Annotated in this window: 23 protein-coding genes; 12 read left to right on the forward strand and 11 right to left on the reverse strand. The window is 70.5% G+C overall.

The window, feature by feature from the left end:
* Positions 1–48: 48 nt before the first annotated feature.
* Together G472_RS0105925 and G472_RS0105930 are read right to left on the reverse strand one after the other, a co-directional pair.
* Positions 49–2,082, reverse strand: coding sequence for a M3 family metallopeptidase (locus tag G472_RS0105925; protein WP_029007634.1), 2,034 nt, complete (start codon positions 2,080–2,082; stop codon positions 49–51).
* 225 nt (positions 2,083–2,307) lie between these two features.
* Positions 2,308–2,937: an ATP-dependent Clp protease proteolytic subunit gene (locus G472_RS0105930; RefSeq protein ID WP_029007635.1), complete on the reverse strand. Its 630-nt coding sequence runs from the start codon at positions 2,935–2,937 to the stop codon at positions 2,308–2,310.
* A gap of 176 nt (positions 2,938–3,113) precedes the next feature.
* Between G472_RS0105930 and G472_RS0105935 the strand changes: the two genes are divergently transcribed.
* Entirely contained in the window at positions 3,114–3,959 is an 846-nt protein-coding gene (locus tag G472_RS0105935; protein WP_029007636.1) for a glycosyltransferase family 2 protein, read from the forward strand.
* A gap of 22 nt (positions 3,960–3,981) precedes the next feature.
* On the opposite strand, the gene G472_RS0105940 is transcribed toward G472_RS0105935, so the two are convergent.
* Positions 3,982–4,506, reverse strand: coding sequence for a hypothetical protein (locus tag G472_RS0105940; RefSeq protein ID WP_029007637.1), 525 nt, complete (start codon positions 4,504–4,506; stop codon positions 3,982–3,984).
* Positions 4,507–4,589: 83 nt separating this feature from the next.
* On the opposite strand from G472_RS0105940, the gene G472_RS0105945 reads away from it, so the two are divergent.
* Positions 4,590–5,198 carry a glutathione S-transferase family protein gene (locus G472_RS0105945; protein WP_029007638.1) on the forward strand — a complete coding sequence of 203 codons (609 nt, stop codon included), beginning with the start codon at positions 4,590–4,592 and terminating at the stop codon, positions 5,196–5,198.
* A gap of 216 nt (positions 5,199–5,414) precedes the next feature.
* Here the strand turns inward: G472_RS0105945 and gltA are convergent, their stop codons facing one another.
* Both gltA and gltX read right to left on the reverse strand, forming a co-directional pair.
* The gene (gene gltA, locus G472_RS0105950; protein WP_029007639.1) at positions 5,415–6,731 is read right to left on the reverse strand and encodes a citrate synthase; all 1,317 of its coding nucleotides are present in this window, start codon (positions 6,729–6,731) and stop codon (positions 5,415–5,417) included.
* 94 nt (positions 6,732–6,825) lie between these two features.
* Positions 6,826–8,238: a glutamate--tRNA ligase gene (gene gltX / locus G472_RS0105955; RefSeq protein WP_029007640.1), complete on the reverse strand. Its 1,413-nt coding sequence runs from the start codon at positions 8,236–8,238 to the stop codon at positions 6,826–6,828.
* 81 nt (positions 8,239–8,319) lie between these two features.
* On the opposite strand from gltX, the gene G472_RS0105960 reads away from it, so the two are divergent.
* Positions 8,320–10,410: a ComEC/Rec2 family competence protein gene (locus G472_RS0105960; protein ID WP_051340477.1), complete on the forward strand. Its 2,091-nt coding sequence runs from the start codon at positions 8,320–8,322 to the stop codon at positions 10,408–10,410.
* Positions 10,411–10,455: 45 nt separating this feature from the next.
* On the opposite strand, the gene G472_RS0105965 is transcribed toward G472_RS0105960, so the two are convergent.
* The 5 genes from G472_RS0105965 to G472_RS0105985 all read right to left on the reverse strand — a co-directional run bounded on the left by G472_RS0105965 (position 10,456) and on the right by G472_RS0105985 (position 16,289).
* On the reverse strand, positions 10,456–11,070 hold the full coding sequence (locus tag G472_RS0105965) for a response regulator transcription factor (RefSeq protein WP_029007642.1): 615 nt from the start codon (positions 11,068–11,070) through the stop codon (positions 10,456–10,458).
* Between the two features lie 163 nt (positions 11,071–11,233).
* On the reverse strand, positions 11,234–11,965 hold the full coding sequence (locus G472_RS36830; protein WP_029007643.1) for an MBL fold metallo-hydrolase: 732 nt from the start codon (positions 11,963–11,965) through the stop codon (positions 11,234–11,236).
* Positions 11,966–12,024: 59 nt separating this feature from the next.
* A complete protein-coding gene (locus G472_RS0105975; RefSeq protein WP_029007644.1) occupies positions 12,025–12,813 on the reverse strand; it encodes a hypothetical protein in 789 nt (262 codons plus the stop codon).
* Positions 12,814–12,832: 19 nt separating this feature from the next.
* Positions 12,833–14,344 carry an anthranilate synthase component I gene (gene trpE, locus G472_RS0105980; RefSeq protein ID WP_029007645.1) on the reverse strand — a complete coding sequence of 504 codons (1,512 nt, stop codon included), beginning with the start codon at positions 14,342–14,344 and terminating at the stop codon, positions 12,833–12,835.
* A 61-nt stretch (positions 14,345–14,405) separates the two neighbouring features.
* The gene (locus tag G472_RS0105985) at positions 14,406–16,289 is read right to left on the reverse strand and encodes a peptidylprolyl isomerase (protein WP_029007646.1); all 1,884 of its coding nucleotides are present in this window, start codon (positions 16,287–16,289) and stop codon (positions 14,406–14,408) included.
* Positions 16,290–16,680: 391 nt separating this feature from the next.
* Here G472_RS0105985 and G472_RS0105990 point away from each other — a divergent pair, with 391 nt between their 5' ends.
* The 6 genes from G472_RS0105990 to G472_RS39690 all read left to right on the forward strand — a co-directional run bounded on the left by G472_RS0105990 (position 16,681) and on the right by G472_RS39690 (position 22,917).
* Positions 16,681–19,635: a PAS domain-containing protein gene (locus tag G472_RS0105990; RefSeq protein WP_029007647.1), complete on the forward strand. Its 2,955-nt coding sequence runs from the start codon at positions 16,681–16,683 to the stop codon at positions 19,633–19,635.
* A gap of 201 nt (positions 19,636–19,836) precedes the next feature.
* Positions 19,837–20,778, forward strand: a complete 942-nt coding sequence (locus G472_RS0105995; RefSeq protein ID WP_029007648.1) for a YqaJ viral recombinase family protein — start codon at positions 19,837–19,839, stop codon at positions 20,776–20,778.
* A gap of 20 nt (positions 20,779–20,798) precedes the next feature.
* Positions 20,799–21,569 (forward strand): hypothetical protein, encoded by a 771-nt coding sequence (locus G472_RS0106000; RefSeq protein ID WP_245593401.1) that lies wholly within the window; start codon positions 20,799–20,801, stop codon positions 21,567–21,569.
* A 5-nt stretch (positions 21,570–21,574) separates the two neighbouring features.
* Positions 21,575–21,886 (forward strand): hypothetical protein, encoded by a 312-nt coding sequence (locus tag G472_RS31560; protein ID WP_245593402.1) that lies wholly within the window; start codon positions 21,575–21,577, stop codon positions 21,884–21,886.
* Positions 21,887–21,920: 34 nt separating this feature from the next.
* Positions 21,921–22,247 carry a hypothetical protein gene (locus G472_RS40015; RefSeq protein WP_245593403.1) on the forward strand — a complete coding sequence of 109 codons (327 nt, stop codon included), beginning with the start codon at positions 21,921–21,923 and terminating at the stop codon, positions 22,245–22,247.
* 493 nt (positions 22,248–22,740) lie between these two features.
* Positions 22,741–22,917 (forward strand): hypothetical protein, encoded by a 177-nt coding sequence (locus G472_RS39690; protein ID WP_156927013.1) that lies wholly within the window; start codon positions 22,741–22,743, stop codon positions 22,915–22,917.
* A gap of 18 nt (positions 22,918–22,935) precedes the next feature.
* On the opposite strand, the gene G472_RS31570 is transcribed toward G472_RS39690, so the two are convergent.
* Positions 22,936–23,436, reverse strand: coding sequence for a DUF421 domain-containing protein (locus tag G472_RS31570; protein ID WP_035691126.1), 501 nt, complete (start codon positions 23,434–23,436; stop codon positions 22,936–22,938).
* 275 nt (positions 23,437–23,711) lie between these two features.
* On the opposite strand from G472_RS31570, the gene G472_RS0106025 reads away from it, so the two are divergent.
* The 3 genes from G472_RS0106025 to greB all read left to right on the forward strand — a co-directional run bounded on the left by G472_RS0106025 (position 23,712) and on the right by greB (position 25,741).
* A complete protein-coding gene (locus tag G472_RS0106025; protein WP_035691127.1) occupies positions 23,712–24,647 on the forward strand; it encodes an SLAC1 anion channel family protein in 936 nt (311 codons plus the stop codon).
* 20 nt (positions 24,648–24,667) lie between these two features.
* Positions 24,668–25,096 carry a thioredoxin TrxC gene (gene trxC / locus G472_RS0106030; RefSeq protein ID WP_156927014.1) on the forward strand — a complete coding sequence of 143 codons (429 nt, stop codon included), beginning with the start codon at positions 24,668–24,670 and terminating at the stop codon, positions 25,094–25,096.
* A gap of 87 nt (positions 25,097–25,183) precedes the next feature.
* Positions 25,184–25,741, forward strand: a complete 558-nt coding sequence (gene greB / locus G472_RS0106035) for a transcription elongation factor GreB (protein ID WP_029007653.1) — start codon at positions 25,184–25,186, stop codon at positions 25,739–25,741.
* Positions 25,742–25,789: the final 48 nt, after the last annotated feature.

The raw sequence follows: 25,789 nt of genomic DNA on the forward strand, positions 1-25,789 counted from the left end.
ATGGTTCTCCCCCGTCAACATGCTGCACCTGCGAAGAGTTCCCCGGGGTCAGGCGGCCACGAGTCCCCGCTGCTCCAGGAGCGCATCGGTGGTCGGCTCGCGGCCCCGGAAAGCGACGTACAGCTCCATGGGATCGCGGGTGTCCCCGGCGGAATAGATCGCCTTCAGGCCGGCGGCCAGCGTCGGCTCGAACACGTCGCCGGCCTGCGTGAACGCCGCGAACCCGTCGGCGTCCAGCACCTCCGCCCATAGATAGGCGTAATAGCCCGCGGCGTAGCCGCTGCCGGCGAACAGGTGCTGGAAATGGGCGGGGCGGTGGCGCACCACGATCTCGGGCGGCATGCCGATGCGCTCCAGGACGTCGCGCTCGAACGCCGCCACGTCCGGGACCTGACCGTCGGGCACCGTGTGGAACTCCAGGTCCAGCAGGGCGGCGGCGGTGTATTCCACCGTGGCGAAGCCCTGGTTGAAGGTGCGGGCCGCCAGCAGCCGCTCCAGCAGGGCGTCCGGGATCGGCTCGCCGGTCGCGTGATGGCGGGCGTAGGTGCGCAGGGTCTCCGGCGCCGCCAGCCAGTGCTCGAACACCTGCGACGGGAACTCCACGAAGTCGCGGCGCACCGCCGTGCCGGACTGGGACGGATAGCGCGCCCGGCTCAGCAGACCGTGCAGGCCGTGGCCGAACTCGTGGAACAGTGTCTCGGCGTCGTCGAAAGACAGCAGGGTCGGTTCGCCGCGCGCGAAGTTGTTGTTGTTGACGACGATGGGGGTGACCTCGCCGTCGAAGGATTCCTGGTCGCGGTAGCTGCTCATCCAGGCGCCGGAGCGCTTGGCGGGCCGGGCGAAATTGTCGTGCAGGAACAGCCCCACCAGGCGCCCGCCGTCGGTCTCGCGCACCTCGTAGGCGCGCACGTCCGGGTGGTAGAGCGGCAGGTCGGTGCGTTCGGTGAAGGTGATGCCGAACAGCCGGCCGGCGCAGTCGAAGGCGGCCTGCACCATGTTCTCCAGCACGAAGTACGGCTTCACCTCCGCTTCGTCCAGGTCGTAGCGGGCCTTGCGGACCTTTTCCGCATAATAGCGCCAGTCCCAGGGGGCGATGGCCTCGTTCATCCCCTCGGCGCGGGCGGCCTCCTGAAGCTCCGCCCGTTCCGCCGCGGCCTTGCGCGTGGCCGGCTCCCACACCCGGTGCAGCAGGCCGGCGACCGCCTCGGTGGTCTTCGCCATGGTGTCGTCCAGGCGGTAGTCGGCGTAGGTGGCGTAGCCCAGCAGCCGCGCCTGCTCGGCGCGCAGGGCGACGATCTCGCGGATCAGGGGGGTGTTGTCGTGCTCGCCCGGATTGCCGCCGCGCTCGGTCCACGCCTCGAAGGCGGCGCGGCGGAGATCGCGGCGGGCGGAGAAGGTCAGGAACGGCTCGACCGAGGAGCGGGCGAGGGTGATGACATAGCGTCCCTCCAGCCCGCGCTCGCGCGCCGCCTGTGCTGCCGCCGCACGGGCGAAGTCGGGCAGACCGTCCAGGTCGCCCTCGTCCAGCACGAGCTGCCACTCCTTCTCGTCGTGCAGGACGTTCTGCCCGAACAGCGTGTGCAGCGTGGCCAGCCGTTCCGAGATGGCGGACATGCGGGCCTTGGCATCGGAGGACAGGCGCGCGCCGCTGCGCACGAAGCCCAGGTGCTCGCGCTCCAGCAGGCGCATCCGGTCGGGATCGAGTCCCAGCGCGGCGCGGCGTTCGTAGAGGGCGTCGATGCGGGCGAACAGGTCGGCGTCCAGGGCGATGCGCATGTAATGCTGCGCCAGCCGCGGCGCCATGTCCCGCGCCACCGCCTCCAGCGCGTCGTTGGTGTGGCTGGAATTCAGGTTGTAGAAGACCCGTGAGACCCGGTTCAGCAGCCGCCCGCTGCGCTCCATCGCCTCCACCGTGTTGGCGAAGGTCGGCACCTCGGCGCTGCGCGCGATCGCCTCGACCTCGGCGGTGTGTTCGGCCATGCCGCGCTCGAAGGCGGGCGGGAAATGCTCGGGACGGATGCGGTCGAAGGGGGGCAGGCCGTGGGGGGTGGTCCAGGTCTCGAAGAACGGGTTCTCGGTCATGCGATCCTCTGGGGTGGGGTGTCCCGGAATATGGCCGACGCAACCGCAACAAAAAAGCCCCTCCTCCCGCGGGCGGGGAGGAGGGGCCGATGCGACGGCGGGACGGACGGTCATACCGACAGCATCAGAATGATGCTGTCGGTATGACCCTATCGATCAATGCAAAGCATTGATCTGTCGGGTTTTACGGCCGGAAACCAATGGAATGGATTTTTTCCGGCCGCATCAGTAGATGGCCGACCAGTCCTCGGTGATGTGGGTGACGATGCCGTACTCACGCGCGGCCTCGGCCTGCATCCAGAAGTTCCGGTCGGTGTCCTTGGCCACCCGCTCGTAGGGCTGGCCGGTCTCGCGGGCGATGATGCGGTTCAGGCGCTCCCGCATCTGGATGATCTCCTTCGCCTCGATGGCGATGTCGGTGGCGCGGCCGCCGGCGCCGCCCAGCGGCTGGTGGATCAGGAAGCGGGTGTTGGGCAGGCAGTAGCGGTTCTCCCGCTTGGCGGCCAGGAAGATGTGGCAGCCGGCCGACGCAACCCAGCCCGTCCCCAGCATCTTCACCGGGGCCTTCACGAAGCGGATCATGTCGTGGATGGTGTCGCCCGCCTCGACGTGGCCGCCCGGCGAGTTGACGACCACCCGGATGGGATCGTCGCTCTCATGGGCCAGCGCCAGGAGCTGCGCGGTGATGCCCTGCGCCAGCTTCATGTCGATCTGGCCGAAGATCAGCACGGTGCGCGACTTGAACAGGCTCTGCTGGATCGCGGCGAAGGGGGGCGGGGCGCTTTCCTTCTTTTCCTCGGTGCCCGGTTCGTTCGGGTCCTCGTCGTCGAACCGGTAGTGTCCGGCGTGCGCCATCGTTGTCGAACTCCCTGGTATCAGTCTCGTGCGGCGAACGCACGTCGCTTCTCCACATAGCCCGTATTGCCCCCGTGTTCAACGGCTGCCGGATCATTCGGCGGGGCGGAAGCGTTGACAAGCCATCCTCCGCTGCCGCCTGATGCCGGCCGGCGAAACGGCAGGGACGGTTTTTCATGGATACGGTTTCGGTGATCGTGCCGGCCTTCCGGGCGGAGGCGACGATCGGTCGCGCCGTGCGCAGCCTGCTGGACCAGACCCTGGCCGGCTGGGAGGCGGTGGTCGTGTCCGACGACGGCACCGATTACGCCGCCGTGCTGCGCGCCGGGGGACTCGCCGACCCGCGCCTGCGCTTCACCGCCACCGGGCGCGTCGGCTCGGGTGCACCGGCGGCGCGCAACGCCGGACTCCGGGCGGCCACCGGCACCCTCATCGCGCCCCTGGACGCCGACGACCGCTACGAACCGGAGCGGCTGGCCGTCCTGGCCCCCCTCGCCGCGGCGCGGGGGGCCGCGGTGGACAACGTGGCCGTCGTCCGTGACGCCGACGGCGCGCCGCTGTCGACCCTGTTTCCCCGGTGCGACGGGGTGGGGGCGCTGGACGCCGACGCATTCCTGGCCACGTCGGTTCCCATGTTTCCCGTGGTCCGCCGCGCTCTTTGTCCCGGCTGGGCGGAGGACGTCACCTTCTGCGACGACGTGGTGTTCAACGTGCAGGTCCTCGACCGCGCCGGGCCGATGGCGCTGGTGCGTCGACCCCTCTACGAGTACCGCCAGCGCGAGGGCTCCATCACCTTTGCCGCCGACGCCGGAGAGCGGGCGGAGCGCTGCTACCGCCACGTCCTGGCGCGACTGGCCGGCGACGGGCTGGGGATCGCGGATGCCGGCCTGCGCCAACGGTTCGCCGCCGCCATCGACCGCAAGCGGGCGCTCAACGCCGCCTACGACGACGCCTTCCGCGCCGGCCTCTGCGCCAACTTTCAGGAGTTCCTGGCGCAGCGCTCCGGCGGCGGGCCAGGGTGAGGGACGGCGAAGCCGCCCGGCGTCATGCCCGCGGCAGCAGTTCGAGGGCCCGGCACAGCACGCGCCCGTCCTCGCCCAGCAGGCTGCCGTAGCGGCCCCACAGCACGGCCCCCGCCGCCACCCCCGCCACACCGGCCAGCGCGGCATCGGCGTCGGCGCGCAGGAAGGCCAGGGGCTCCGCCCGGTGACGCACACCGGCCTCGTCGAGCAGACGGCCGAAGGGTGCCGTGGAGCCGACCATGCCCGCGTGGACGCTGGCGGGCAGGGCGTCCAGCTCGACGCGGATCGCCGCGATGGCGGCGGTCACCGCTCCGCTTTCCAGTGCCACCAGCCGGGCGAGGCGCCGGTCCTCCTCCCACTGGGCCAGGCGCCGCACCCGCAAGGGGACGCCCCAATGGTCCGCCAGAGTGCCGGTCATGCCGGCGGTGTGGTCGAGCAGGGCACGGAAGCCGGCCGGCAAGTCCGCGGCGGCCACCGTATCCACCACCGGTGCCGCGTCGAGCCTCCGCCAGAAGGGAGCCAGGAAATCGGCCGGGCGTTCCGTCATCCACCGTCCTCTGCAATCGGTCTGGCGCGGCACGCCGATCCATGGTCTCATCCGCTGTCGGATGAATCACCGGAGCGACCGCGATGCTGCGTCTCTACGACAACCTGTCTTCGGGAAACGGTTATAAGTGCCGCCTGCTGCTTCACAAGCTGGATATTCCCTACGAGCGGATCGAACTGGACATCGACCGCGGGGAGACGCGCACTCCGGCCTTCCTGGCCCGCAATCCCAACGGCCGCATCCCGGCGCTGGAACTGGAGGACGGCACGGTGCTGCCCGAATCCAACGCCATCCTGTGGTACCTGGCGGAAGGGACGCCGTTTCTGCCCGATGACCGGCTGGGCCGGGCGCAAGTCCTGCAATGGATGTTCTTCGAGCAGTACAGCCACGAGCCCAACATCGCCACCGTGCGCTTCTGGATCACCCATCACGTGCCGATGACGGAGGAGCGCACGCTGGCCCTTCCCACCAAGCGCAAGCAGGGCTACGACGCCCTGGGTGTCATGGAGGGGCACCTGGAAGGGCGGGATTACTTCGTGGGCGGCGGGATGACGATCGCCGACGTGGCGCTCTACGCCTACACCCATGTGGCCCATGAAGGGGGGTTCGACCTGGGCGGCTATCCGCGGGTGCGTGCCTGGATCGACCGCATCACCGACCTGGATCGCCATATTCCCATCACCCGCGGGTGAGGCCGGAGCGATCAGCCGAAGAACCAGAGCCCGGCGGCGCCGAAGGCGGCCAGCAGGGCGGTCGTCATTGCCGCGCGAATCAACCGGTGCCGCAGCGGCGCCCGGTTGTCGTTGACGGCGGGGGGGAGGCGCAGCCGGCGGGCCGGCTGTATGGATGCAGACGGAGGGCGGGTGGCTCCCCCGGAGCCACCCGTTCCGACTTGTGGTGTCGTTCCGTTAGCCACGCTCGGCCAGCGGGATGAAGGCCCGCTTCGTCTCGCCGGTGTAGAGCTGGCGCGGCCGGCCGATCTTCTGGACGGGATCCTCGATCATCTCCTTCCACTGGGAGATCCAGCCGACGGTGCGCGCCACGGCGAACAGCACGGTGAACATGCTGGTCGGGAAGCCCATCGCCTTCAGGATGATGCCCGAGTAGAAGTCGACGTTCGGGTACAGCTTCTTCTCGATGAAGTACTCATCCTCAAGGGCGATCTTCTCCAGCTCCATGGCGATGTCGAGAAGCGGCTCGTCCTTGATGCCCAGTTCGGCGAGAACCTCGTGGCAGGTCTGGCGCATGACCTGGGCGCGCGGGTCGTAGTTCTTGTAGACCCGGTGGCCGAAGCCCATCAGGCGGAAGTTGTCGTTCTTGTCCTTGGCGCGGCGGACGATCTCCGGGATGCGATCGACCGAGCCGATCTCCTGGAGCATCTTCAGCACCGCCTCGTTGGCGCCGCCGTGGGCCGGACCCCACAGGGACGCGATGCCGGCGGCGATGCAGGCGAACGGGTTGGCGCCCGAGGAGCCGGCCAGGCGGACCGTCGAGGTCGAGGCGTTCTGCTCGTGGTCGGCGTGCAGGATGAAGATCTTGTCCATGGCCTTGGACAGGACCGGGTTGACCTTGAACGGCTCGCACGGCGTACCGAAGGTCATGTACAGGAAGTTCTCCGCGTACGACAGGTCGTTGCGCGGATACATGAAGGGCTGGCCCACCGAATACTTGTACGCCATGGCGGCGATGGTCGGCATCTTGGCGACCAGACGGTGCGCGGCGATCTTGCGCTGCACCGGATCGTCGATGTCGGTGGAGTCGTGATAGAAGGCCGAGAGGGCGCCGGTGACGCCGCACAGCACCGCCATGGGGTGCGCATCGCGCCGGAAGCCGCTGTAGAAGCGGGTCAGCTGCTCATGCACCATGGTGTGACGGCGGATGATGCTCTCGAATTCCTGCTTCTCGGCCGCGTTGGGCAGGTGGTTGTTGAGCAGCAGGAAGCACACCTCGGGGAAGTCGCAATTTTCCGCGAGGTCGTCGATGGCGTAGCCGCGATGCAGGAGAACGCCCTGGTCGCCGTCGATGTAGGTGATCTTGGACTCGCAGCTCCCCGTCGAGGTGAAGCCCGGATCGTACGTGAAATAATCGGTTTCCGCGTAGAGCTTGCGGATGTCGATCACGCTCGGGCCCGTCGAGCCATGCATCACGGGCAGGGTGATCTGCTTGCCCGTCCGATTGTCGATCAGGGTGACGGTGTCGCTGGCGGACGACGCAGTCTGGGTCATCTCGGCACGTCCTTTTTATGGGTTGGGGGCCTTCGCGCCCTTCAAGAATCGGCGCAGCATAGTTCCACGGGAGACGGAGTGCAACGCACTGAAGTTATCCGGGTGAACCGTTTGCTGCATCCGCGATGCGGGCCAGCGCCTCCTCCCGGCCCAGAAGTTCGGCCACTTCGAAGATGGGGGGCGACACGGTCGACCCGCTGAGCGCCGCGCGCAGCGGCTGTGCCACCTTTCCCAGCTTCTCGCCGCGCGATTCCGCAAAGCCCCTCACCCGATCTTCCAGCGCCGCCGCGGTCCACTCCGGTTCCGCGGCGAACACGGCGGCCAGATCCTTCAGCATGGCGCGCGCCCCGGCATCCAGCAAGCCTCCTGCCTTTGCGTCATACACCATAGGGCGAGTCGCCACGTAGAATCGCGCGCTGTCGGCCAGGTCGACCAGCGTGCGCGCCCGCGCCTTCAGACCGGGCATGGCACGCACCAGCAGGTCGCGCTCCGCCGCGGCGAGGGGGCGGCCGACGGCTTCCGCCAGCCGGGGGACGACCAGGTCGGCCAGGCGGGCGTCGTCGGCCTGGCGCAGATAGTGGGCGTTCAGGCTCTCCAGCTTGGCGAAGTCGAAGCGGGACGGGGAGCGGCCGATGCCCTCCAGGCCGAACCACGCGATGGCCTGCTCGGTGGAGATGATCTCGTCGTCGCCGTGGGCCCAGCCCAGCCGCAGCAGATAGTTGCGCACCGCTTCGGGCAGGTAGCCCATGTCGCGGTAGGCGTCGACGCCCAGCGCCCCGTGACGCTTCGACAGCTTGGCGCCGTCGGGGCCGTGGATCAGGGGGATGTGCGCGAACTCCGGCAGGTCCCAGCCCATGGCGTTGTAGATCTGGATCTGGCGGAAGGTGTTGGTCAGATGGTCGTCGCCGCGCACCACGTGGGTCACGCCCATGTCGTGATCGTCCACCACGACCGCCAGCAGATAGGTGGGGGTGCCGTCGGCGCGCAGCAGGATCAGGTCGTCGAGCTGGGCGTTCTGCACCCGCACTTCGCCCTGGACGCGGTCCTTCAGCAGGGTCTCGCCCTCCTGCGGGGCCTTCAGGCGGATCACCGGCGGCACACCGGCCGGTGCGTCCGACGGGTCGCGGTCGCGCCAGCGGCCGTCATAGCGCACGGGCTGCCCGGCCGCCTTCTGGGCGGCCCGCATCTCCTCCAGCTCCGCCGGGCTGGCGTAGCAGTAATAGGCCTTGCCGGCCTCCAGCATCCGCTGCGCCACCTCGGCATGGCGCTCCTTGCGCCCGAACTGGGACACGGCGTCGCCGTCCCAGGTCAGCCCCAGCCACGATAGGCCGTCCAGGATGGCGTCGACCGCCGCCTGCGTGGACCGCGCGCGGTCGGTGTCCTCGATGCGCAACAGGAATTGGCCGCCGTGGTGGCGGGCGAACAGCCAGTTGAACAGGGCCGTGCGGGCACCGCCGATATGGAGAAAGCCGGTGGGGGAGGGGGCGAACCGGGTGACGACGCTCATCGCTGATTCAATTCCGCTCAGTGGCCCTGCTAAGGTAATCCGGGTTCTGTATCACATTCGGTGGTCGGAGGGAGCCTTTCCATGCGGGGCGGCGGGGCGGCGGTGGCGGAGCGGCTGCGCGATGCGGCGGCGGCGGATCGCGAACGCTGGCCGCTGTGGACACCGGTGGGCATCGGGTGCGGCATCGCCGCCTATTTCGCCCTGCCGGCGGAGCCGCCGGGCTGGGCCGGTGCGGTGGCGGCGATCCTGTGCGCGGTGCTCGCCGCGGCGGTCCGCCGCCGGCCGGCGGTCCTGCTCGCCGTGCTGGCGCTGCTGGCGCCGGCGGTGGGTTTCGCCGCCGGGCAGGCGCGCACCGCCCTCGTCGCGGCACCGGCGCTGGAGCGTCCGACCGGCATGGTCACGGTGACCGGCCGCGTGGTCGGGCTGGAGCGGCAGGACCGCGGCGGCGGCCGGGTGGTGCTGGCCGATCCGGTGATCGAGCGGCTGGCCCCCGCGGCGACGCCGCGGCGCGTGCGGGTGCGCATCGCCGCCCGCACCCCCCTGCCGCTGCCGGGAGCGGTGGTGCGTCTGCGTGCCTCCCTCAGCCCGACACCGGCCCCCGCCGAACCGGGAGCCTTCGATTTCCGCCGCCATGCCTTCTTCGACGGGATCGGCGGCGTCGGCTTCGCCGTGGGGGCGACGGCCATCGTCGAGGCCCCGCCGCCCGGCGGGCTCCGGGCGGTGGAGGTGGCCCTGGAGGCGGCGCGGGACGCCATCGCCGCCCGCGTCGCGGTGGTGGTGGGTGGCGGGGCGGAGGGCGGCATCACCGCCGCCCTGCTGAACGGAGAGCGCAGCGGCACGCCCGAGGCGGCCCTGCAGGCCATGCGCGACAGCGGTCTGGCCCACCTGCTGTCGATCTCCGGCCTGCACATCGGGCTGGTGGCGGGGCTGGTCTTCTTCGCCGTGCGCGCCCTTCTGGCCCTGGCGGAGCCGGTGGCCCTGCGCCTGCCCATCAAGAAGATGGCGGCCCTGTGCGGCCTTCTGGCGGCGGTCGCCTACACCCTGATGGTCGGGGCGCCGGTGCCGACGCTGCGCGCCCTGCTGATGACCGGCGTGGTGATGGTGGCCATCATGCTCGACCGGGATCCGCTCAGCATGCGGCTGGTTGCCTTTGCGGCGGTGGCGGTGCTGCTGGCGCTGCCGGACGGCATGCTGGGCCCCAGCTTTCAGATGTCCTTCGCCGCCGTGGTGGCGCTGATCGCCGTCTACGAGGTGGCCGCGCCGGTGATCGCCCGCTGGCGCAGCGGCCAGGGGTGGGCGGGTCGGGTGGCGCTCTACGCGGGCGGTGTCGCACTGACCAGCGTCGTGGCGTCCGCCGCGACGACTCCCTACGCGCTGTTCCATTTCCAGACCGTCGCCTTCTACGGCGTGCTGGCCAACATGCTGGCGGTGCCGGTGACCGCCTTCTGGGTCATGCCGGCGGGGCTGGTCGCCTATGCCCTGATGCCGGTCGGGCTGGACGGTCCGGCGCTGACGGTCATGGGGTGGGGCGTTTCGGTCATCCTGTGGACGGCGCAGGCGGTCAGCGCGCTGCCCGGCGCCACCGCGCCGGTGCCGGCCATGCCCGTGTGGGGGCTGGCGGCGGTGACTTTGGGCGGGCTGTGGCTGTCCCTGTGGCGCCGGCCGTGGCGCTTCGCCGGCGTCGTCGCCGTCGCCGCCGGCCTCGCCTCGCCGGCGCTGGAGCGGCGGCCGGACGTGCTCGTTTCGGGAGAGGGTGAGTTGATGGCGGTGCGCACGGCCGACGGCGGCCTGCTGCTGTCGTCGGCGCGCAGCCAGCGCTTCACGGCCGGGGTCTGGATGCGGCGCGACGGCCGGCCGGAGCGCGACGGCGTCTGGCCCGCCGCCGGGCGCAGCGCCGACGGCCGCCTGGCCTGCGACGCCCTGGGCTGCGTCTACCGCACCGCGGAACGGACGGTCGCCCTGGTGCGGGCGCCCGAGGCGCTGGCGGAGGATTGCGCGCGCGCCGACGCGGTGGTGAGCGTGGAGCCGGCCGGGCGGTGTGCGGCGCCGGTGGTCGTCGACCGATGGGACCGGTGGCGAAACGGTGCACACGCTCTCTACCTCACGCCCGACGGGGTGCGGGTCGACTCGGTGCGGGCCCGTCGGGGCGAACGGCCGTGGACCGGCCGGTAGGAAGGACGGCCGTGGACCGGCCGGCAGAAGGGCCGGCGGGACGGTTCAGACCGCGCGCCGGCGGGACATGGACAGGGCCACGGCCTGGGCGCGGTTGCCGACGCCCAGCTTGTCGTAGAGGTTCTTCAGGTGGAACTTCACGGTGTGGACGGAGATTCCCAGCTCGCGGGCAAGCTGGGCGTTGGTGCGCCCGGTGGTGAGGGATTCCAGCAGCGTGCGCTCGCGCGCGGTCAGGCGGCCCAAGGGGTCGTCGGACAGGCTGGAGACGTCCACGAAGGGAAAGGCCATGCGGCCGGCGGCGACGGCGGCGCAGATGTCCAGCAGGCGTTCCGGCGGTTCCGACTTGTTGCAGAAGCCGGCGGCCCCCAGCATCATCGCGGAGCGCGACGCCGTGGGATCGCTGGACCCGGTGTAGACCACGATGCGCGGCGCGCCGGGGCGCCCCTTCAGCCGCTCCAGCGCGCCGCGGCCGCTCAGGAACGGCATCTCCCAGCCGATCACGCCGACGTCGAAGGGGAAACGGCGCACAGCCTCCAGGAACCGCTCCCCGTCGCTCGCCGTGGCGAGCAGGTTGAAGCGTTCGTCGTCCTCGAACAGCTTGACCATCGCCCGCAGCACCAGCGGACTCTTGTCGGCAACAACGATGTCGATCGTCTTCATAGGTGGGGTGGCATCCTCCTCCGGGACGGCGCGCCGGGGGTGTGTCCGGCCGAACGGCAGCCCCATCGTACCGCACCCGGACCATAGCGGAACACTGGACCTTCGTCCGTCTTTCATTAGGAAATGCTTATATCACAGCGGCGTCCACGTTGAAACGCTGCCATCACCGATGATCAGCCCCCTCGACCATTCGATCGAGCCGGATGAGCTGGCCCGGGAGGGCCAGGGACAGGCGGGGATGGCGTGCGGCAAGGGCGGCGACAGCGTCGTGCCGGTCGCAATGGACGCGGACGAGCCGGACCGCGGCAATTTGCCGCTCCACCGCAAAGGCGGACAGCGCCTCCAGTTCGTCCGCCGCATCCCGGCCGCCATTGCAGGCGTGGAACAGCAGATCGCAGCCGGCCGCGAGGGTCGTCATCGCCGGACCCGGGGTGCCGGACGTGCCATAAACGCAGCGACGGCCGCCCCACTCCAGTCCGACCGCCCCGCCGGGGGTGGCGGCCAACGCGAAGGGGCCGAGGCGGGGGAGGGCGGCAAGGTCATGCAGGCGCAGCGGGAAGGGCAGGCCGCGCCCCTCCGGCACCCCGCCGGCCGCCAGCATCCCCGCCGGCACGTCCGCCGCGGCTGCGGGGACCGCCAGGTCCACGGGTTTGCGGCGTCCGTCCTCGGCCCAGCGCAGAAGGATCGGTACGAGGCCGAAACAACGGTCCGGCTGCGGAGCGGTGAGAATGATGGCATCGACCGCGTCGGGCGCCGGCATCTTGCGCCACAGCACCGGCGGCACCGAATGACCGCAGTCGACCAGCACCCGGTAACCCGCGGCGGCAGCGGCGATGGCGGTGTTGGAATGGTCCGGATCGGCGGCGTCGCCGACCCCCATGACATGGATGTCCATGGCGGAGTCACGTCGGATTTCGGACCGCTTGCGCAATGAACAGCCAGCGGAATGCTTCGTTACGATGTCCGCCACCGCCATACCAGCAAACCGGCCGACCACGCCAGCATAACCGCCAGCGCCGCGATCAGCGCCAGCCCCCGCCCGGCCGGTTCCGCCAGCGCGTGCACGGTCAGCACGCCCAGGAGGAAGCCGGGGTTGGCAGCCAGGGCTCCCTTCATGGCCGCTGCCGCCGTGGCGCCGCCCTGGCGGCGGTGGACGATGACGCCGACGCTGCACAACACGACGGGAAACACCGCGGCGATGCCCGTGGCCGCCGGCCCGATCAGGCCGCTGAGCGTGGCGACCACCGCCACCAGCCCCGCCACCAGCGCGGCGCGCACCGGCGTGTCGTACCAGCGCGACCGGGCCGGCGGCACCCGCTCCGGTGGCCGCACCCGCCACACCGCCAGGCCGGCCGCGGCGAACACGGCGGCGTTCAGGGCCAGGGCCTGCGGCGCGGTCCAGGCGACCCCCGACAGTCCCACCGACGTGCCCAGCCACACTGCCAGCGCCGTGCCGAAGGCGACTGTCAGGCGGACGCGCGGAGCCAGCAGCACCAGCAGGGCCAGGAAGGCGATGGTGGCGGCGTTGGTAACGATGCTGGACAGGGCGCTGGCCGCGACGAAGCGGTCGTCGTTGGCCAGGGCCACGAACAGGTAGGCCGGTCCGGCCGACAGGGGCAGGCTGGCAATCAGACCGCCGAAGAACGGGCCGACCCGTTCCGCGGCGCGCGCCGCGATCACGACGATCAGGGCGGTCGCCGTCGCCTTGGTCAGCAGCGGCAGCCAGACGGGCAGTGCGGACATGGGGGTGGGCAGTCCGGGATCAGCGGCGCGCCGATTCGCGCACCGCTTCCTCGGCGGCGCGGATCAGCGCCTGCGCCTTGTTGACCGTCTCCTGGTACTCCGCCTCCGGGTCGCTGTCGGCGACGACGCCGCCACCGGCCTGCACATAGACGGTACCATCCTTGACCACCGCCGTGCGCAGGGCGATGCAGGTGTCCATGGCGCCGGACGCGCCGAAATAGCCGACGCACCCGGCGTAGACGCCGCGCCGGGCCTTCTCCAGCTCGTCGATGATCTCCATGGCGCGCACTTTGGGGGCGCCGGAAACGGTGCCGGCGGGGAAGCCGGCGATCAGCGAGTCCAGCGCGTCGCAGCCGGGGTCCAGCTCACCCTCCACGTTGGAGACGATGTGCATGACGTGGCTGTACAGTTCGACGATCATCTTCTGGGTGACGCGCACGGTGCCGGTGCGGGCGACCCGGCCCACGTCGTTGCGGCCGAGATCCAGCAGCATCAGGTGCTCGGCCAGCTCCTTGGGGTCCGACAGAAGGTCCTCGGCCAGGGCCGCGTCCTCCGCCGCCGTGGCGCCGCGCTTGCGGGTGCCGGCGATGGGCCGGATGGTGATCTTGCCGTCGCGCACCCGCACCAGCACCTCCGGGCTTGACCCGACGATGGCCAGTTCGCCGAAATCCAGGTGGAACAGGAAGGGCGACGGGTTGAGACGGCGCAATGCCCGGTAGAGGGCCAGCGGTGACAGGCGGAACGGGATGCGGATGCGCTGGGACGGCACGACCTGGAAGATGTCGCCGGCGCGGATGTATTCCTTCGCCCGCTCGACGATGGCGTGATACTCCGCGCGCGTGGTGTTGCTGGTCCACTCCAGCGGCAGCCCGGCTTCGGCCCGCGGCTCGCGGCGGTAGGGCAGGGGCCGCTCCAGATCGGCCACCGCGTCGGCCAGACGCTCGCACGCACGGTCATAGGCCGCGGTGGCGCTGACGCCGGCCGCCGGCCACACCGGGGTCACCAGCGTCACCGAGTCGGTCACGCTGTCGAAGATGGCGACGATGGACGGGCGGGTCAGGATGGCGTCGGGGATGCCCAGCTCGTCCGGGTTGGCGTCGGGCAGCCGCTCCATCAGCCGCACCATGTCGTAGGTGAGGTAGCCGAACAGGCCGGCCGCCATGGGCGGCAGCTCCGCCGGCAGATCGATGCGGCTTTCGGCCAGCAGCGCCTTCAGGGAGGCCAGCGGCGTGCCGTCGCACGGCTCGTACGCGCCGGCGTCGGAGAGGGCGCGGCGGTTCACCTCCGCCCGGTCGCGCCGGCAGCGCCACACCAGGTCGGGCTTGAAGCCGATGATGGAATACCGGTCGCGGCGGGACCCGGCCCCACGCTCCGCCGACTCCAGCAGGAAGCCGAAGGGCCGCCCCTCCGCCAGCTTCAGGTAGGCCGAGACGGGTGTCTCCAGGTCGCTCACCAGGGTGGTCCAGACCACCCGCGGACGGCCTTCCTCGTAAGCGGCGGCGAAGGCGGCGGCGTCGGGCAGAACCTTCACGGGGTCAACTCCGGCTCTCGGTCGTGGCGGGCGGGGCAAGGGGCAGGGGTGTGGGGCGGGATCAGTCCGCGGGGTACATCTGACGGATGCGGTCGGGGAACATCGAGACGGGGTAATCGACGCGCAGAGCCTCGGCGAACTGGACCATCAGGTCGCCTTCGATGGCGCGGGCCACGTCGTCCTCCACCGGGGCCAGCGCGGTGCCCGCAGCGGCCGGATCCGCCGGCGTCACCCCGGTGAGGCGGGCCACGACCCGGGCGTCGTCCGCCGTGCCCACCACCACCGCGCCGGGATCGACGGTGAAGAGCTGGGCGATCAGGTTGGGGGTCAACCCTTCCACTGACTGCGCCTGGCGGGTAAAGGGCGCGGTCACGGCGACGCTGCCACCGGCCTCTTCGGCCAGTTGGCGGACGTCCGCGCCGGTTCCGGCCCGCAGTTGCTCCGCGATGCCGTCGGCGATGGCGGCGGCGCGGCGGGCCTGCTCCTCGGCCTGCCAGCCGGCCACCACCTCGTCGCGCACGGCGTCCAGGGGCCGCAGGGCCGGCGGGGTCACGCTGTCGGTCCGCACCGCGAAGAAGTTGCGGCTGCGCGTCTCGGTCAGGCCGGAGGTCTGGCCGGCCGGCTGGCGGAAGGCGACCTGCAGGATGTCCTGCAACTCGTCGATCCCGCCGACCGGCTCCCCGGCCGGGGACCGGCCGGTGGCGTCCACCGCCTCAACGCGCGTCAGCGTCAGCCCTTCGGCGCGGGCCGTCTCCTCCAGCGGGCGGCCGCCGGCGAGCGCGTCCTCAAGCCGGTTGGACACCTCGAACATCAGGTCGGCCGCGCGCTCGCGCCGGATGCGGGTGAGAAGCTCCTCGCGCACCTCCTCGAAGGAGCGGGTGCTGCCTTCGCGCACACCGGTGACCCGGATGAGGTGCCAGCCCAGACCGCTGCGCACCGGGGCGCTCACCGCGCCTTCGGCCAGGGCGAACGCGGCGTCACCGATCTCCGGCAGCTCGTCCCGCGTCACGCCGTCAAGCGGCAGCGGCTCCGTACCGGCGGCGCGGGCCGCTTCGTCGAACGGGGTGCCGGCGGCCACGGCTTCCGCCATGGCGGTGGCGGCCGCCTCGTCCTCCAGCAGGACGATCTCCAGCGACCGGCGTTCGGGCGTCCGGAACTCGTGGGCCTGGTCTTCGTACTCGGCGCGCAGGTCGTTGTCGGAGACGGTGATCTCGCGCGCCAGGTCGTCCAGCTCCAGGCGGGCGATGGTGATGGCCCGGTACTCCGGCGCGGTGAAGCGGACGGGATGGGCCTCGTAATAAGCCTGCACCGCCGCCTCGTCGGGCTGGCCGACGTCACCGGCCACGGCGTTGGGCAGGGTGATCACCTCGGCCACCCGCCGCTCCTCGCGGTGGCGGTACAGGTCGGCGACCAGAGGCTGCGGGGCGACGGCGCCGCCGGCCACCGCGCCGGCCACCAGCCCGCGGGCGATCTCCTGGCGCAGGATGGCGATGTACTCGTCCTCGCCCAGATTGTTCTGGCGCAGCACGGCACGGAAGACGTTGGGGTCGAACTGGCCGAATTCGTTGCGGAAGGCCGGTTCCTCGGCGATTCGCCGGCGCACCACGTCGGTTCCCACGTGGATGCCGGCGTCGCGCGCCGCCAGATCGTAGAGGGTGCGCTGGACCAGTCCGGACACCGCCTGGTCGACCAGGCCGAACTGCTGTGCCTGCCCCAGCGTCAGGGAGCCGCCGAACAGCGGGCGCAGCCGTTCCATCTGGCGGCGCACCTCGCGGTCCAGCTCGCCCCGGCCGATGTCGACCGGTCCGATGGAGACGACGGTTTCGGACGGCCCGGCCCCCCGGAACACGTCGCCGATGCCCCACACGGCGAAGCTGGCGATCAGGAGCGCGAACAGGATCTTGATGACCCACGAACCGGCGAAGCTGCGGATGGACTGGAGCATGGGACCCGAGGTTCGGAAAATGCGATACACCCGCCGCCGTGCACCGGCGCCGGGCGGCGCATCATAGAAGGGGTGGCAGACACCGGCAACCGTCGAGTGCCGGTCTCCCCATACGCGGCTGCACCGTTTCGTCCGCCGTCGCGCCGTTCGGAGCGCCACCGGAGGATCGCCATTCTTCAAAATGTTTATTTAAAAAATCTTCCAAATGCCGAAATAATGACGAAACGCCCCGGCGCAAGACATACCTCTTTCGATTGGCGAACTTCTGGTACTACTCCGAAGTCGATGCTATTTCGTCAGCACTATTAACTGCGAATTAACCATGCGTACGTGAGCATGCGGGCGTTAGCGAGGATTTCGCCGTTCTTACCGCGACAGGTCGCACCCGCACATGACCCTGCTGACGCGCCTTTTCCTTCTGATCCTGCTGGCCGTGCTGCCGGCGCTGGCGATCCAGGCCTACGGCGTCGCCGAACTGCGCGAGCAGCGTGAGTCGGTGGTCGCCGACCAGGCGGAACGGCTTCTGCGCCTGGTGGAGGGTGAGCAGGCGCGCCTGATCGAAGGGGCGCGGCAGGCGGCGACGGTGGTTGCCGAGTCCTCCTTCCTGCGGGCGGCGGAGCTGGATCGCTGCCAGGTCTACCTGGAGCGGCTGGCCGCGCTGACTCCGGGACACCAGACGGTGTACGTGTCCGACGCCCACGGCCGCATCCTGTGCAGCGGTGCGCCGGACGCGGTGGGAAGCCCGGTCGACGGCGCGCTGTTCGCGCGCGCCATGGAGACCGGTGCCTTCACCATCGGCGCCTTCACCCGCTGGCCGCCCGACGGGCGGCCCGTGCTGCCGTTCGCCGTTCCCTATGCCGGGCCGGACGGCAAGCGGGCCGGCGTCGTGGCGGTGACGCTCGACCTTCCGTGGTTGGCCGACATCCTGTCGGACCGCACGCTGCCCGAAGGGGCCAGCCTGACCGTGGCCGACCGCAACGGGATCATCCTGGTGCGTCTGCCGGACAACGCCGGCGGTGTGGGGACGCGCCTCCCCGAGAGTCATCTGCGCCTCGATCTCGATCTCGACACGGCCTTGCGGCAGGGCGACAAGCGCTATCCGCGCACCGGGGTAACCGTTGCCCCCGGCCTCGACGGGACCATGCGCGTTCTGGCCTTCACGCCGGCGGCCGACAACGACCACCAACTGTTCATCAGCGTCGGGCTCGACCATGCGCGGGCCATGGCCGAGGTGGAGGAGACCACCCTGCGCGGCCTGGCGATGACGCTGCTGGGTCTGGTGGTGGCGGCACTGGCGGCGTGGATCGGCGGCACCCTGTTCATCCGCCGGCCGGTGCAGGCGCTGGTGGACGCCGCGCGCGACTGGCGCGACGGCCGTTGGTCGGCCCGCGCCGGACTGGGCGACCGCCGGTCGGAGATCACCCTGCTGGGCCAGGCCTTCGACAGCATGGCCGAGGCGCTGGAGGCGCGCGAGCGGGAGCTGCGGGCCAAGGAGCGCCACCTCGCCGACGTGCTCGACTCCCTGCCGGCCTTCACCGTCGTGCTGAACCCCGAGGGCGTCGTGCTCCAGTCCAACCGCGCGGCCCTGGACATGTCCGGGCTGGCCATCGCCGACGCTCTCGGGCAGCGTTTCGACGCCATCGCCTGGTGGTGCGGCGACGCCGACCGCGCCCGCCTGCGCAACGCCGTGGAATCGGCGGCGCGCGGCCGGCCTTCGCGCTTCGACACCGCCCTGTGCGGCGCCGCCGGTGGCCTGCGGATCATCGACTTCACCCTGGCACCGATGACCGACGGCGCCGGCCGGATCACCCACCTCATCGCATCGGGCATCGACATCACCGAGCGGACGCGCACCGAAGAGGCCCTGCGCGTCGCCGAAGCGCGCTTCCGCACGGCCCTCAAGAACTCCGGTGTCATCGTCTCCAACCAGGACCGCGACCTGCGTTACACCTGGATCCACAACGGCCCGGCCGACGCCGCGGCGGTGATCGGACGGACCGACCGTGAGGTCCTGGGCGGCAGCCCGCCCGAGGACGTGAAGCGCATCATCGCCATGAAGCGGCGTGTCCTGGCCACCGGCGAGGGCGAGAGCGGCGAGGTGTGCGCTCGGGTGGGGGGTGAACACCGCTACTATGACCTGACGGTGGAGCCGCTGCGCGACCCCGCGGGTGCGGTGGTCGGCATCACCTGCGCCGCCGTCGACGTCACCGACCGCCGCCGCGACGCGGACGCCGTGCGCGCCGCCCGCGAGGAGGCGGACGCCGCCAACATCGCCAAGTCCAAGTTCCTGGCCGCCGCCAGCCATGACCTGCGCCAGCCGGTCCAGTCGCTGCTGCTGTTCGCGGCGGCGCTGGGCGATCGGCTGCGCGACCATCCGTCGATGCCGCTGCTGGAGAACCTGCGCGAGGCGCTGGGCACGTTGAAGACGCTGCTCGACAGCCTGCTGGACATGTCGCGCCTGGAATCCGGCAAGATTGTCGCGACGCCGGCGGCGGTGCGGCTGGATGACGTGCTGGGCCGGCTGGCGGCGGAGTACGCGCCGCGGGCCCGGGAGAAGGGTCTGGAGCTGCGCGCCGTGCGCACCGGCGCCTGGGTCCGCAGCGACCCGGCCCTGCTGGAGCGCATCCTGCGCAACCTCATCGAGAATGCCCTGCGCTACACCCCCGCGGGCCGCGTCCTGGTGGGGGCGCGCCGCGGCAAGGGCACGGTGCGGCTGGAGGTGTGGGACACCGGCGTGGGCATTCCCGCCCACCAGATCGACCGCATCTTCGAGGAGTTCACCCAGCTCGACGAATCGCGCAACGAGCGCGGTCTCGGCCTGGGGCTGGCCATCGTCAAGCGGCTGGCCCGCCTGCTGGGCCATCCGGTGACCGTGCGCTCCGTTCCCGGCCGCGGCTCCACCTTCGCGGTGACGCTGCCAAGCCTGGCGGCCCCGGCCAACCCGCGCGAGGTTCGCGCGGTCGCCGCCGACGATCCCGCCAAGGGCATGGTGCTGGTCATCGACGACGAGGCGATCGTGCTGCTCGGCCTCAAGGCCATGCTGGAGGGCTGGGGCTACGATGTGATCGCCGCGTGCTCCGGCGATCAGGCCATGGCCATGCTGCGCAAGGACGGGCGGCGGCCCCGGTTGCTGCTCGCCGACTACCAGCTCCAGCACGGCCGGACGGGACCCCAGGCATTGGTCGCCATCCAGGGCGTGGTCGGCCGCGAGGTGCCCGGCATCATCCTCACCGGCGACACCACGCCCGAGCGTCTCGCCGAAGCGGAGCGCAACGGCTTCCGCGTCCTGCACAAGCCGGTGTTCCCCAATGATCTGAAAAAGGTGATGACGGCCGCCGCCGCGTAATCGGGCGCTGTTCCCCTCACGAAGCCCGGCGCGATACCCGGTGTTTTCTGCAAATCCCTGCAACAGCGGTCCGCCGTTGCTTATGGCTACGTCCAAGGTTCTCTTTTTGTTCTTGAATTGTGCAGGTTCGCACCCATATGTTAGGGCCGTCGCGGTGTTGCGGCGGTCAATGGTGCGAAACCGCATCAGGACTGTGGGCGGATGGCGATCACGCGGGAACAGAGGGACTTTCGGGCGGGGCGGCTGGGCTCTTCGGATGCCGGGCGGGTGATGGCCGGCGACTGGACGGCGCTGTGGCGGGAGAAGACCGGCCGGGCGGCGCCGGCGGATCTGGACCATATCGCGGCGGTGCAGATCGGCATTGCCACGGAGCCGCTGCACCCCCGCTTCGTCACGCGTGCCACCGGTATTGCCTGCGTGGCCGCCGGGGACACCCGGGTGCACCCCCGCCACCCCTGGCTGATCGCCCACCCCGACTTCCTGACGTGGAGCGACGCGTCGGCGGTCGGGGACCCGGACACCCTGGTGGAGGCGAAGTTTTCCGGCGGCTTCGCATCGGATGCGGAGCTGGCGGAGCGCTACCACTGGCAGCTCCAGCACCAGTTCCTGGTCACCGGCCTGCACCGTGGCGTGTTGTCGATCCTGCGGCCGGGCGGTCATTCCCTGCTGCGGGTCGAAGCCCGTCCGGCCGACGCGGCGCGGCTGCTGGCGACGCTGGAGGCGTTCCAGTGGCATGTCGCCAACGATGTGGAGCCGGGCGACGGCATACCGGTGCCGGCGCCACGCCTTGAATCCCGCCGGGTCGTCGATATGGCGCGCCACAATCGGTTCGCCGCGCTGGCGGCGGAGCTGGCGGAGCGGCGGCCGGCGGCCCTGGCGGTGCGCGAGGCCGAGGCGGCGCTGAAGGCCCTGATGCCCGCCGATGCGCGCGTCGCTTTCGTAGCCGGCGCCGGTCAGGGGGTTTATGTGGCCCGCAGCCGCGACGGACGCCTCAGCCTCAACTATGGCCCGCCGCCGCGCCGGGCGCTGGAGTGCGCGGAACCCTGGGAGCCCGCTCCCCCTCCTGACCCCGGTCCGGAGCCCGATCTGCACGCCGTGCTGGCAGCAGGCTGGGGAGCGGGGAGAAACGAAACGCTGGTGTAAAGGACCCGACTATGGGACGCATGAGCAAGACCGACACCGTCGCCGAGACCGCCGCGCCGGAAACCAGGGCCGCCGAGACCAAGCCCGCGGCGGCGGCGATGGACCATCTGCACCTGTGGAACCGGCTGAAGCGGACGGATCCCGGAGCGACCAAGCCCTTCACCCGCGGCGGCGGCTTCCGCGGCACCCAGATCGACCCGACCTGGCGCTTCCAGATGATGACCGAGGTCTTCGGTCCCATCGGCAAGGGTTGGGGGTACGAGCAGATGGACTGGACCATCGCCGAGCGCATGATTTTCATCTGCGCCCGCGTCTGGTACCTGGACCCGGAAACGGGCGAACGGTGTTGGACCGGCCCGCAGTGGGGAGGCACCGAGATGGTGCGCCGGCGCAACGGCATCGAGGCGCCGGATGACGAGTGCTTCAAGATGTCGATGACCGACGCCGTGGGCAAATGCCTGCTCCAGCTCGGCCTGGCCGCCGACGTCTATATGGGGAAGTTCGACGACAGCAAGTACCGGGAGGAATCGGAGGCGTTCTTCGCCGCGAAGGCCAACCCGGACCTGCAGCCGGCCGCCATCGAGGCGTTCGAGGCGGAGGTGACGACCCGGCTCGCCGGCTGCCTCGACCTGGACGATCTGGAGGAGGTGTGGCGGGCCGGAGTGGGCGTCCGGCTGCGCGAGATCGGCACCGTGGACCCCGCGGCCCGCAACCGGATCACCGGCCTGTTCGCCCGCAAGAAGGCGGAAATCCTGCGGCGGGAGGACACGGACGGGCGGGAGGCCGCCTGAGCGCCATGGCCGCGGAACGCTCGCCCAGCGGCCTGTTCCGTATGAGCGTCTGGGAAGGCGACATGGAGCGCAGCCACGCGCACCTGCCGCGCTGGTACCGGAACGATGCGGAACGGGCCCGCCGCTTCGCCCTGTGGGTCGAGGCGGAAGCCGAGGGGCTGGCCATGCAGTTGGGCCGGCATCTGCGCGGTGACACCGCCGCCGAGGTGGCCGGGCCGGCCCGCACCCTGATCGGGGTGCTGGCCCGCGACGTCGCCTGGGCCCGGCGCATCGCCGACCGGCCGCCGCCCGGTACCGCCATGGATGCGGCTGCCTGATTGAAGCAATTCACCCGTGAAGGAACACAGCATCATGACCATCGAGGAGGTCCAGGCCCGGCTGCGGGCGGCGCACGCCCGCATCGGGCACGAGGGCCGCTTCGCCCTCACCCTCACGCTCGACGGGCGCGAGGACTGCTACATCACCCATTGGTTCCGCCCGGAGCCGCTGGCGTTCGAGGACTGCCGGGCCGTCGGCTCCGGCGACCTGGCCGGCTGCCTCGCGGCGCTGGACCGCTACGCCGCCTCCTACCGCCGCCACCCGACGATCGAGGAGGTCGGGCGCACGCTCGGCGTCGGCGCCGGCACCGGGGAGCCGGACCGCAGCGCCACGCGGTACTATCTCGCCGCCGCGGAATGATCGGCGGCCGGCCGGGCTCCGCTGCCGAAGCGGTGCCCGGCGAAGGCCGAAACCTGGCCAAAAAATGGAAAATTCAGAGGAAGTCAGATAAAAACAATGTGTGCGGTGCGGTCTGATTTTTATCACAGACACGATAACAACGTTGGTTGTCTAGCCCGTTCGGTGCTCTCCGGCTGCGCTGCACGCCCTCGGAACTAGAACCAATTTTTGATTGACTGATTAGGCGTGCCTTATGAAATCTTACCCTATGTGGGGTAAGGAGGACGATCTCATGATGGCGGCGGTGTTCTCTCGCAGCCTGGTCGTGTTTGTTTGCGACGAAAACGGACGAGAGCCCCGCAATGTGGAGGAAGGCTTGACGTCCATGGGCTTCTCCGTCATCCGCTACTCTGACTGCGATCAGGCGCTTCAATATCCGCCATCAAAGGTTGGCGATGTGCATCTGGTGATCGCAAGCTGCAGCTTTTCCCGCGGCCCGACCGGAACCGAGGCCGTGGAGACCCTCTACCGTCACTTTCTCGGCGTGCCCATGGCCCTGCTGGGGGACGCCGCCGACGATGCCGCGGACCGGCTGGGCAGCGCCTACAGCTTTTTCGTCCTGCGGCGCCCGGTGGACCTGGAGCAGCTCGCCCGTGCCGCGGTCATGGCCCATTTCAACCGGGCGCCCTGAGCTGCCACCCCGATCTTCTCAGGTTTCCGGCCGTCGGTCGACGCCGACGGGCCCCGGGCGCTGCAGGACGGTGAAAGTCCCGTCGGTTTCCAGGACCACCGCGCCGACCCCGTCGAGGTCGGTGTAGCCGCCGGACCGGACGGCCGCTTCCAGTTCCTCGCGGGTAACCCGCGCCGCCTTCAGGGCGCCGTCCAGGGGACGGCCGTCGTGCAGGAGCAGGCTCGGCTCCGCCTTGACGATTCGCCGTACCCGGTCGGAGCGAACCGACAGCCAGGTGATGGCGTATTGCAGGCCGATCAGCACCGCGAACGCCGCGACCCCCTCGACCAGCGCCACGTCCCGGGACAGCAGCACCGTCGCCAGGGTGGATCCCAGCGCCACCGTGACGATGAAGTCGAACGCGTTCATCTTGGACAGCGTCCGCTTTCCCGATGCGCGCAGCAGCAGCACCAGTGCCGCATAGGCCGGTACGCCGACGAGGACCACCCGCAGCAGTCCGGTCCATGTGTCGAAGATCATGCTCCGTCTCCGTTGTTTGTATTCTTCGTCGATCACGATGCTCGGCGGCGGAGTTGCCACCGCCGGCAAAGGGAGGGCCGCGCGGTACCGTGAATGCATGCCCGGCATGACGCCGATGCTCCATCCCCTGTCTTGAACGGCGCTGCGGCGCGGGTGTACATAAGCAAGCTCTAAAATGAGACGGGAGTGACGGCATGGCTGTGAACCTTCCTGTGGGCACCCCGGCCGCGGCGGGACCCGATGCGGCGAAAGCAGCCGAACCCGGAACGTGGCTGATGCATGTGCCGGTCCCGCTGTTCGCCACGGTCATGGGCATCGGCGGCCTGGGGCTGGCGTGGCGGCGGGCCCATGAGGTGCTGGGCCTGCCGGCGGCGGCGGGCGAGGCGATCCTGGCGCTGGCGGCCCTGGCCTTCGTCGCCGTCGCCGCCCTGTACCTGACGAAGGCGGTGAAGCATCCCGCTGCCGTGCGGCACGAGTTCGACCATCCCGTCCGCACCAACTTCTTCCCGGCCATGTCGATCGGCCTGATGATCCTGGCCGGCGGCGCGCTGCCCCACGCACCGGCTGCGGCGGAGGTGCTGTGGGTGGCGGCGGTGGCCCTGCACCTGGGGTTCGCGCTGGCCATCATGGGGCGCTGGATCAGCCGGAACCTGGAACTGCACGCCTTCAACCCCGCCTGGTTCATCCCCGTGGTGGGGAACGTGCTGGCGCCGCTGGTCGGGGTGAAGCTCGGCCACGTCGAGGTGTCCTGGTTCTTCTTCTCCGTCGGCCTGGTGTTCTGGCTGGCGCTGTTTCCCATACTTCTCTACCGCGTCATCTTCCATGACATGATGCCGGCCCGGCTGGTTCCGACGCTGGTGATCTTCCTGGCTCCGCCCGCCGTCGGGTTCCTGTCGTGGATGCAGCTCAACGGCGGGGTTCTGGATGCGGGGGCGCGGCTCCTGTTCTTCACGGCCCTGTTCACGGCGCTGCTGCTGGTGCGCCTGTCCGGACTGTTCCTCAAGGTGCCGTTCGCTGTGTCGTGGTGGGCCTTCACCTTCCCCTCGGCGGCCATGGCGATCGCCGCCATCGGCTACCACCAGGCGGTGGGCGGGACGGTGAGCGCGGTCATGGCCGGCCTGTTCCTGGCCGCCGCCACGGTGATCGTCGCGGTGGTCAGTGGCCGCACGGTGAAGGCGCTGATCGACGACCACCTGTTCGTTCCGGAATGACCCCCAACGGAGCCACGCCCATGCACGTCGTCTGCCCCCGTTGCGACACCGTCAACCGCCTGCCGCCGGACAAGCCGGCACTGGCGGGCAAGTGCGGCCACTGTCACGCCGCCCTGTTCGAGGGCCATCCCGTGGCGCTGACCGCCGAGCGCTTCGCCCATCATGCGGAGAAGGGCGACCTGCCGCTGCTGATCGACTTCTGGGCGGAATGGTGCGGCCCCTGTCGCATGATGGCGCCGGCCTTCGAGCAGGCGGCGCGGGCGCTGGAGCCGCACGTCCGTCTCGTCAAGGTGAACACCGACGAGGAACAGCGCCTCGCCGGCCGCTTCCGCATCCAGGGGATCCCGACGCTGGTCCTGCTGCACCGCGGACAGGAGGTGGCGCGCACCAGCGGCGCCATGCCCGCCAACGCGCTGGTGTCCTGGACGCGGGGAAAGCTCGGCCTCTGACGACGGGGTGCGTCCGGGGGTTGCCAAGCGGCGGTCCGATCCGGGATAACGGGCCGCTCCGGCACCACGCCCATGGGGTCCCCGAGCATGAGCAAGGCATTCGTCAGGGAAAGCGACGGCGACGACGAGGACGACGCGCCGGAAGGCGCACGCCTGCCGCGCGGCACCAAGAATTACATGACACCGGCCGGGTTCGAGCGCATGCGCGAGGAGCTGCGCCACCTGCTGCGGGTGGAACGGCCGAAGGTGGTGGAGGTCGTCGCCTGGGCCGCCGGCAACGGCGACCGCTCGGAAAACGGGGACTACCTGTACGGCAAGAAGCGGCTGCGCGAGATCGATCGGCGCATCCGGTTCCTGAACAAGCGCCTGGAAAGCGCCGAGGTGGTGGACCCCGCGCAGCAGAAGACCCGCGACCGCGTCTTCTTCGGAGCCACCGTCACCTACGCCCGTGCCGGCGGCGAGGAGAACACCGTCACCATCGTCGGCGTCGACGAGGTGGATACCGACTGCGGCCGGGTGAGCTGGATCTCCCCCATCGCCCGCGCCCTGCTCAAGGCGCAGGAGGGCGACGAGGTGATCCTGCGCACCCCCGCCGGACCCGAAACCATCGAGGTGGTGGAGATCCGCTACCCGGATGCCGGCTGAGGCCAAGTCCTTCCGGACGGCATCAACCGGGATCGGAAATGGCCCGGC

The sequence above is a fragment of the Azospirillum halopraeferens DSM 3675 genome, from assembly GCF_000429625.1.
Lineage (GTDB): Bacteria > Pseudomonadota > Alphaproteobacteria > Azospirillales > Azospirillaceae > Azospirillum > Azospirillum halopraeferens.

Excerpts from the sequence above, each read along its gene's own strand:
- G472_RS0105925 (WP_029007634.1), bottom strand. The coding sequence starts at position 2,082 with ATGACCGAGAACCCGTTCTTCGAGACCTGGACCACCCCCCACGGCCTG.
- G472_RS0105930 (WP_029007635.1), bottom strand. The coding sequence starts at position 2,937 with ATGGCGCACGCCGGACACTACCGGTTCGACGACGAGGACCCGAACGAA.
- G472_RS0105935 (WP_029007636.1), top strand. The coding sequence starts at position 3,114 with ATGGATACGGTTTCGGTGATCGTGCCGGCCTTCCGGGCGGAGGCGACG.
- G472_RS0105940 (WP_029007637.1), bottom strand. The coding sequence starts at position 4,506 with ATGACGGAACGCCCGGCCGATTTCCTGGCTCCCTTCTGGCGGAGGCTC.
- G472_RS0105945 (WP_029007638.1), top strand. The coding sequence starts at position 4,590 with ATGCTGCGTCTCTACGACAACCTGTCTTCGGGAAACGGTTATAAGTGC.
- gltA (WP_029007639.1), bottom strand. The coding sequence starts at position 6,731 with ATGACCCAGACTGCGTCGTCCGCCAGCGACACCGTCACCCTGATCGAC.
- gltX (WP_029007640.1), bottom strand. The coding sequence starts at position 8,238 with ATGAGCGTCGTCACCCGGTTCGCCCCCTCCCCCACCGGCTTTCTCCAT.
- G472_RS0105960 (WP_051340477.1), top strand. The coding sequence starts at position 8,320 with ATGCGGGGCGGCGGGGCGGCGGTGGCGGAGCGGCTGCGCGATGCGGCG.
- G472_RS0105965 (WP_029007642.1), bottom strand. The coding sequence starts at position 11,070 with ATGAAGACGATCGACATCGTTGTTGCCGACAAGAGTCCGCTGGTGCTG.
- G472_RS36830 (WP_029007643.1), bottom strand. The coding sequence starts at position 11,965 with ATGGACATCCATGTCATGGGGGTCGGCGACGCCGCCGATCCGGACCAT.
- G472_RS0105975 (WP_029007644.1), bottom strand. The coding sequence starts at position 12,813 with ATGTCCGCACTGCCCGTCTGGCTGCCGCTGCTGACCAAGGCGACGGCG.
- G472_RS0105985 (WP_029007646.1), bottom strand. The coding sequence starts at position 16,289 with ATGCTCCAGTCCATCCGCAGCTTCGCCGGTTCGTGGGTCATCAAGATC.
- G472_RS0105990 (WP_029007647.1), top strand. The coding sequence starts at position 16,681 with ATGACCCTGCTGACGCGCCTTTTCCTTCTGATCCTGCTGGCCGTGCTG.
- G472_RS0105995 (WP_029007648.1), top strand. The coding sequence starts at position 19,837 with ATGGCGATCACGCGGGAACAGAGGGACTTTCGGGCGGGGCGGCTGGGC.
- G472_RS0106000 (WP_245593401.1), top strand. The coding sequence starts at position 20,799 with ATGAGCAAGACCGACACCGTCGCCGAGACCGCCGCGCCGGAAACCAGG.
- G472_RS31560 (WP_245593402.1), top strand. The coding sequence starts at position 21,575 with ATGGCCGCGGAACGCTCGCCCAGCGGCCTGTTCCGTATGAGCGTCTGG.
- G472_RS40015 (WP_245593403.1), top strand. The coding sequence starts at position 21,921 with ATGACCATCGAGGAGGTCCAGGCCCGGCTGCGGGCGGCGCACGCCCGC.
- G472_RS31570 (WP_035691126.1), bottom strand. The coding sequence starts at position 23,436 with ATGATCTTCGACACATGGACCGGACTGCTGCGGGTGGTCCTCGTCGGC.
- G472_RS0106025 (WP_035691127.1), top strand. The coding sequence starts at position 23,712 with ATGCATGTGCCGGTCCCGCTGTTCGCCACGGTCATGGGCATCGGCGGC.
- trxC (WP_156927014.1), top strand. The coding sequence starts at position 24,668 with ATGCACGTCGTCTGCCCCCGTTGCGACACCGTCAACCGCCTGCCGCCG.
- greB (WP_029007653.1), top strand. The coding sequence starts at position 25,184 with ATGAGCAAGGCATTCGTCAGGGAAAGCGACGGCGACGACGAGGACGAC.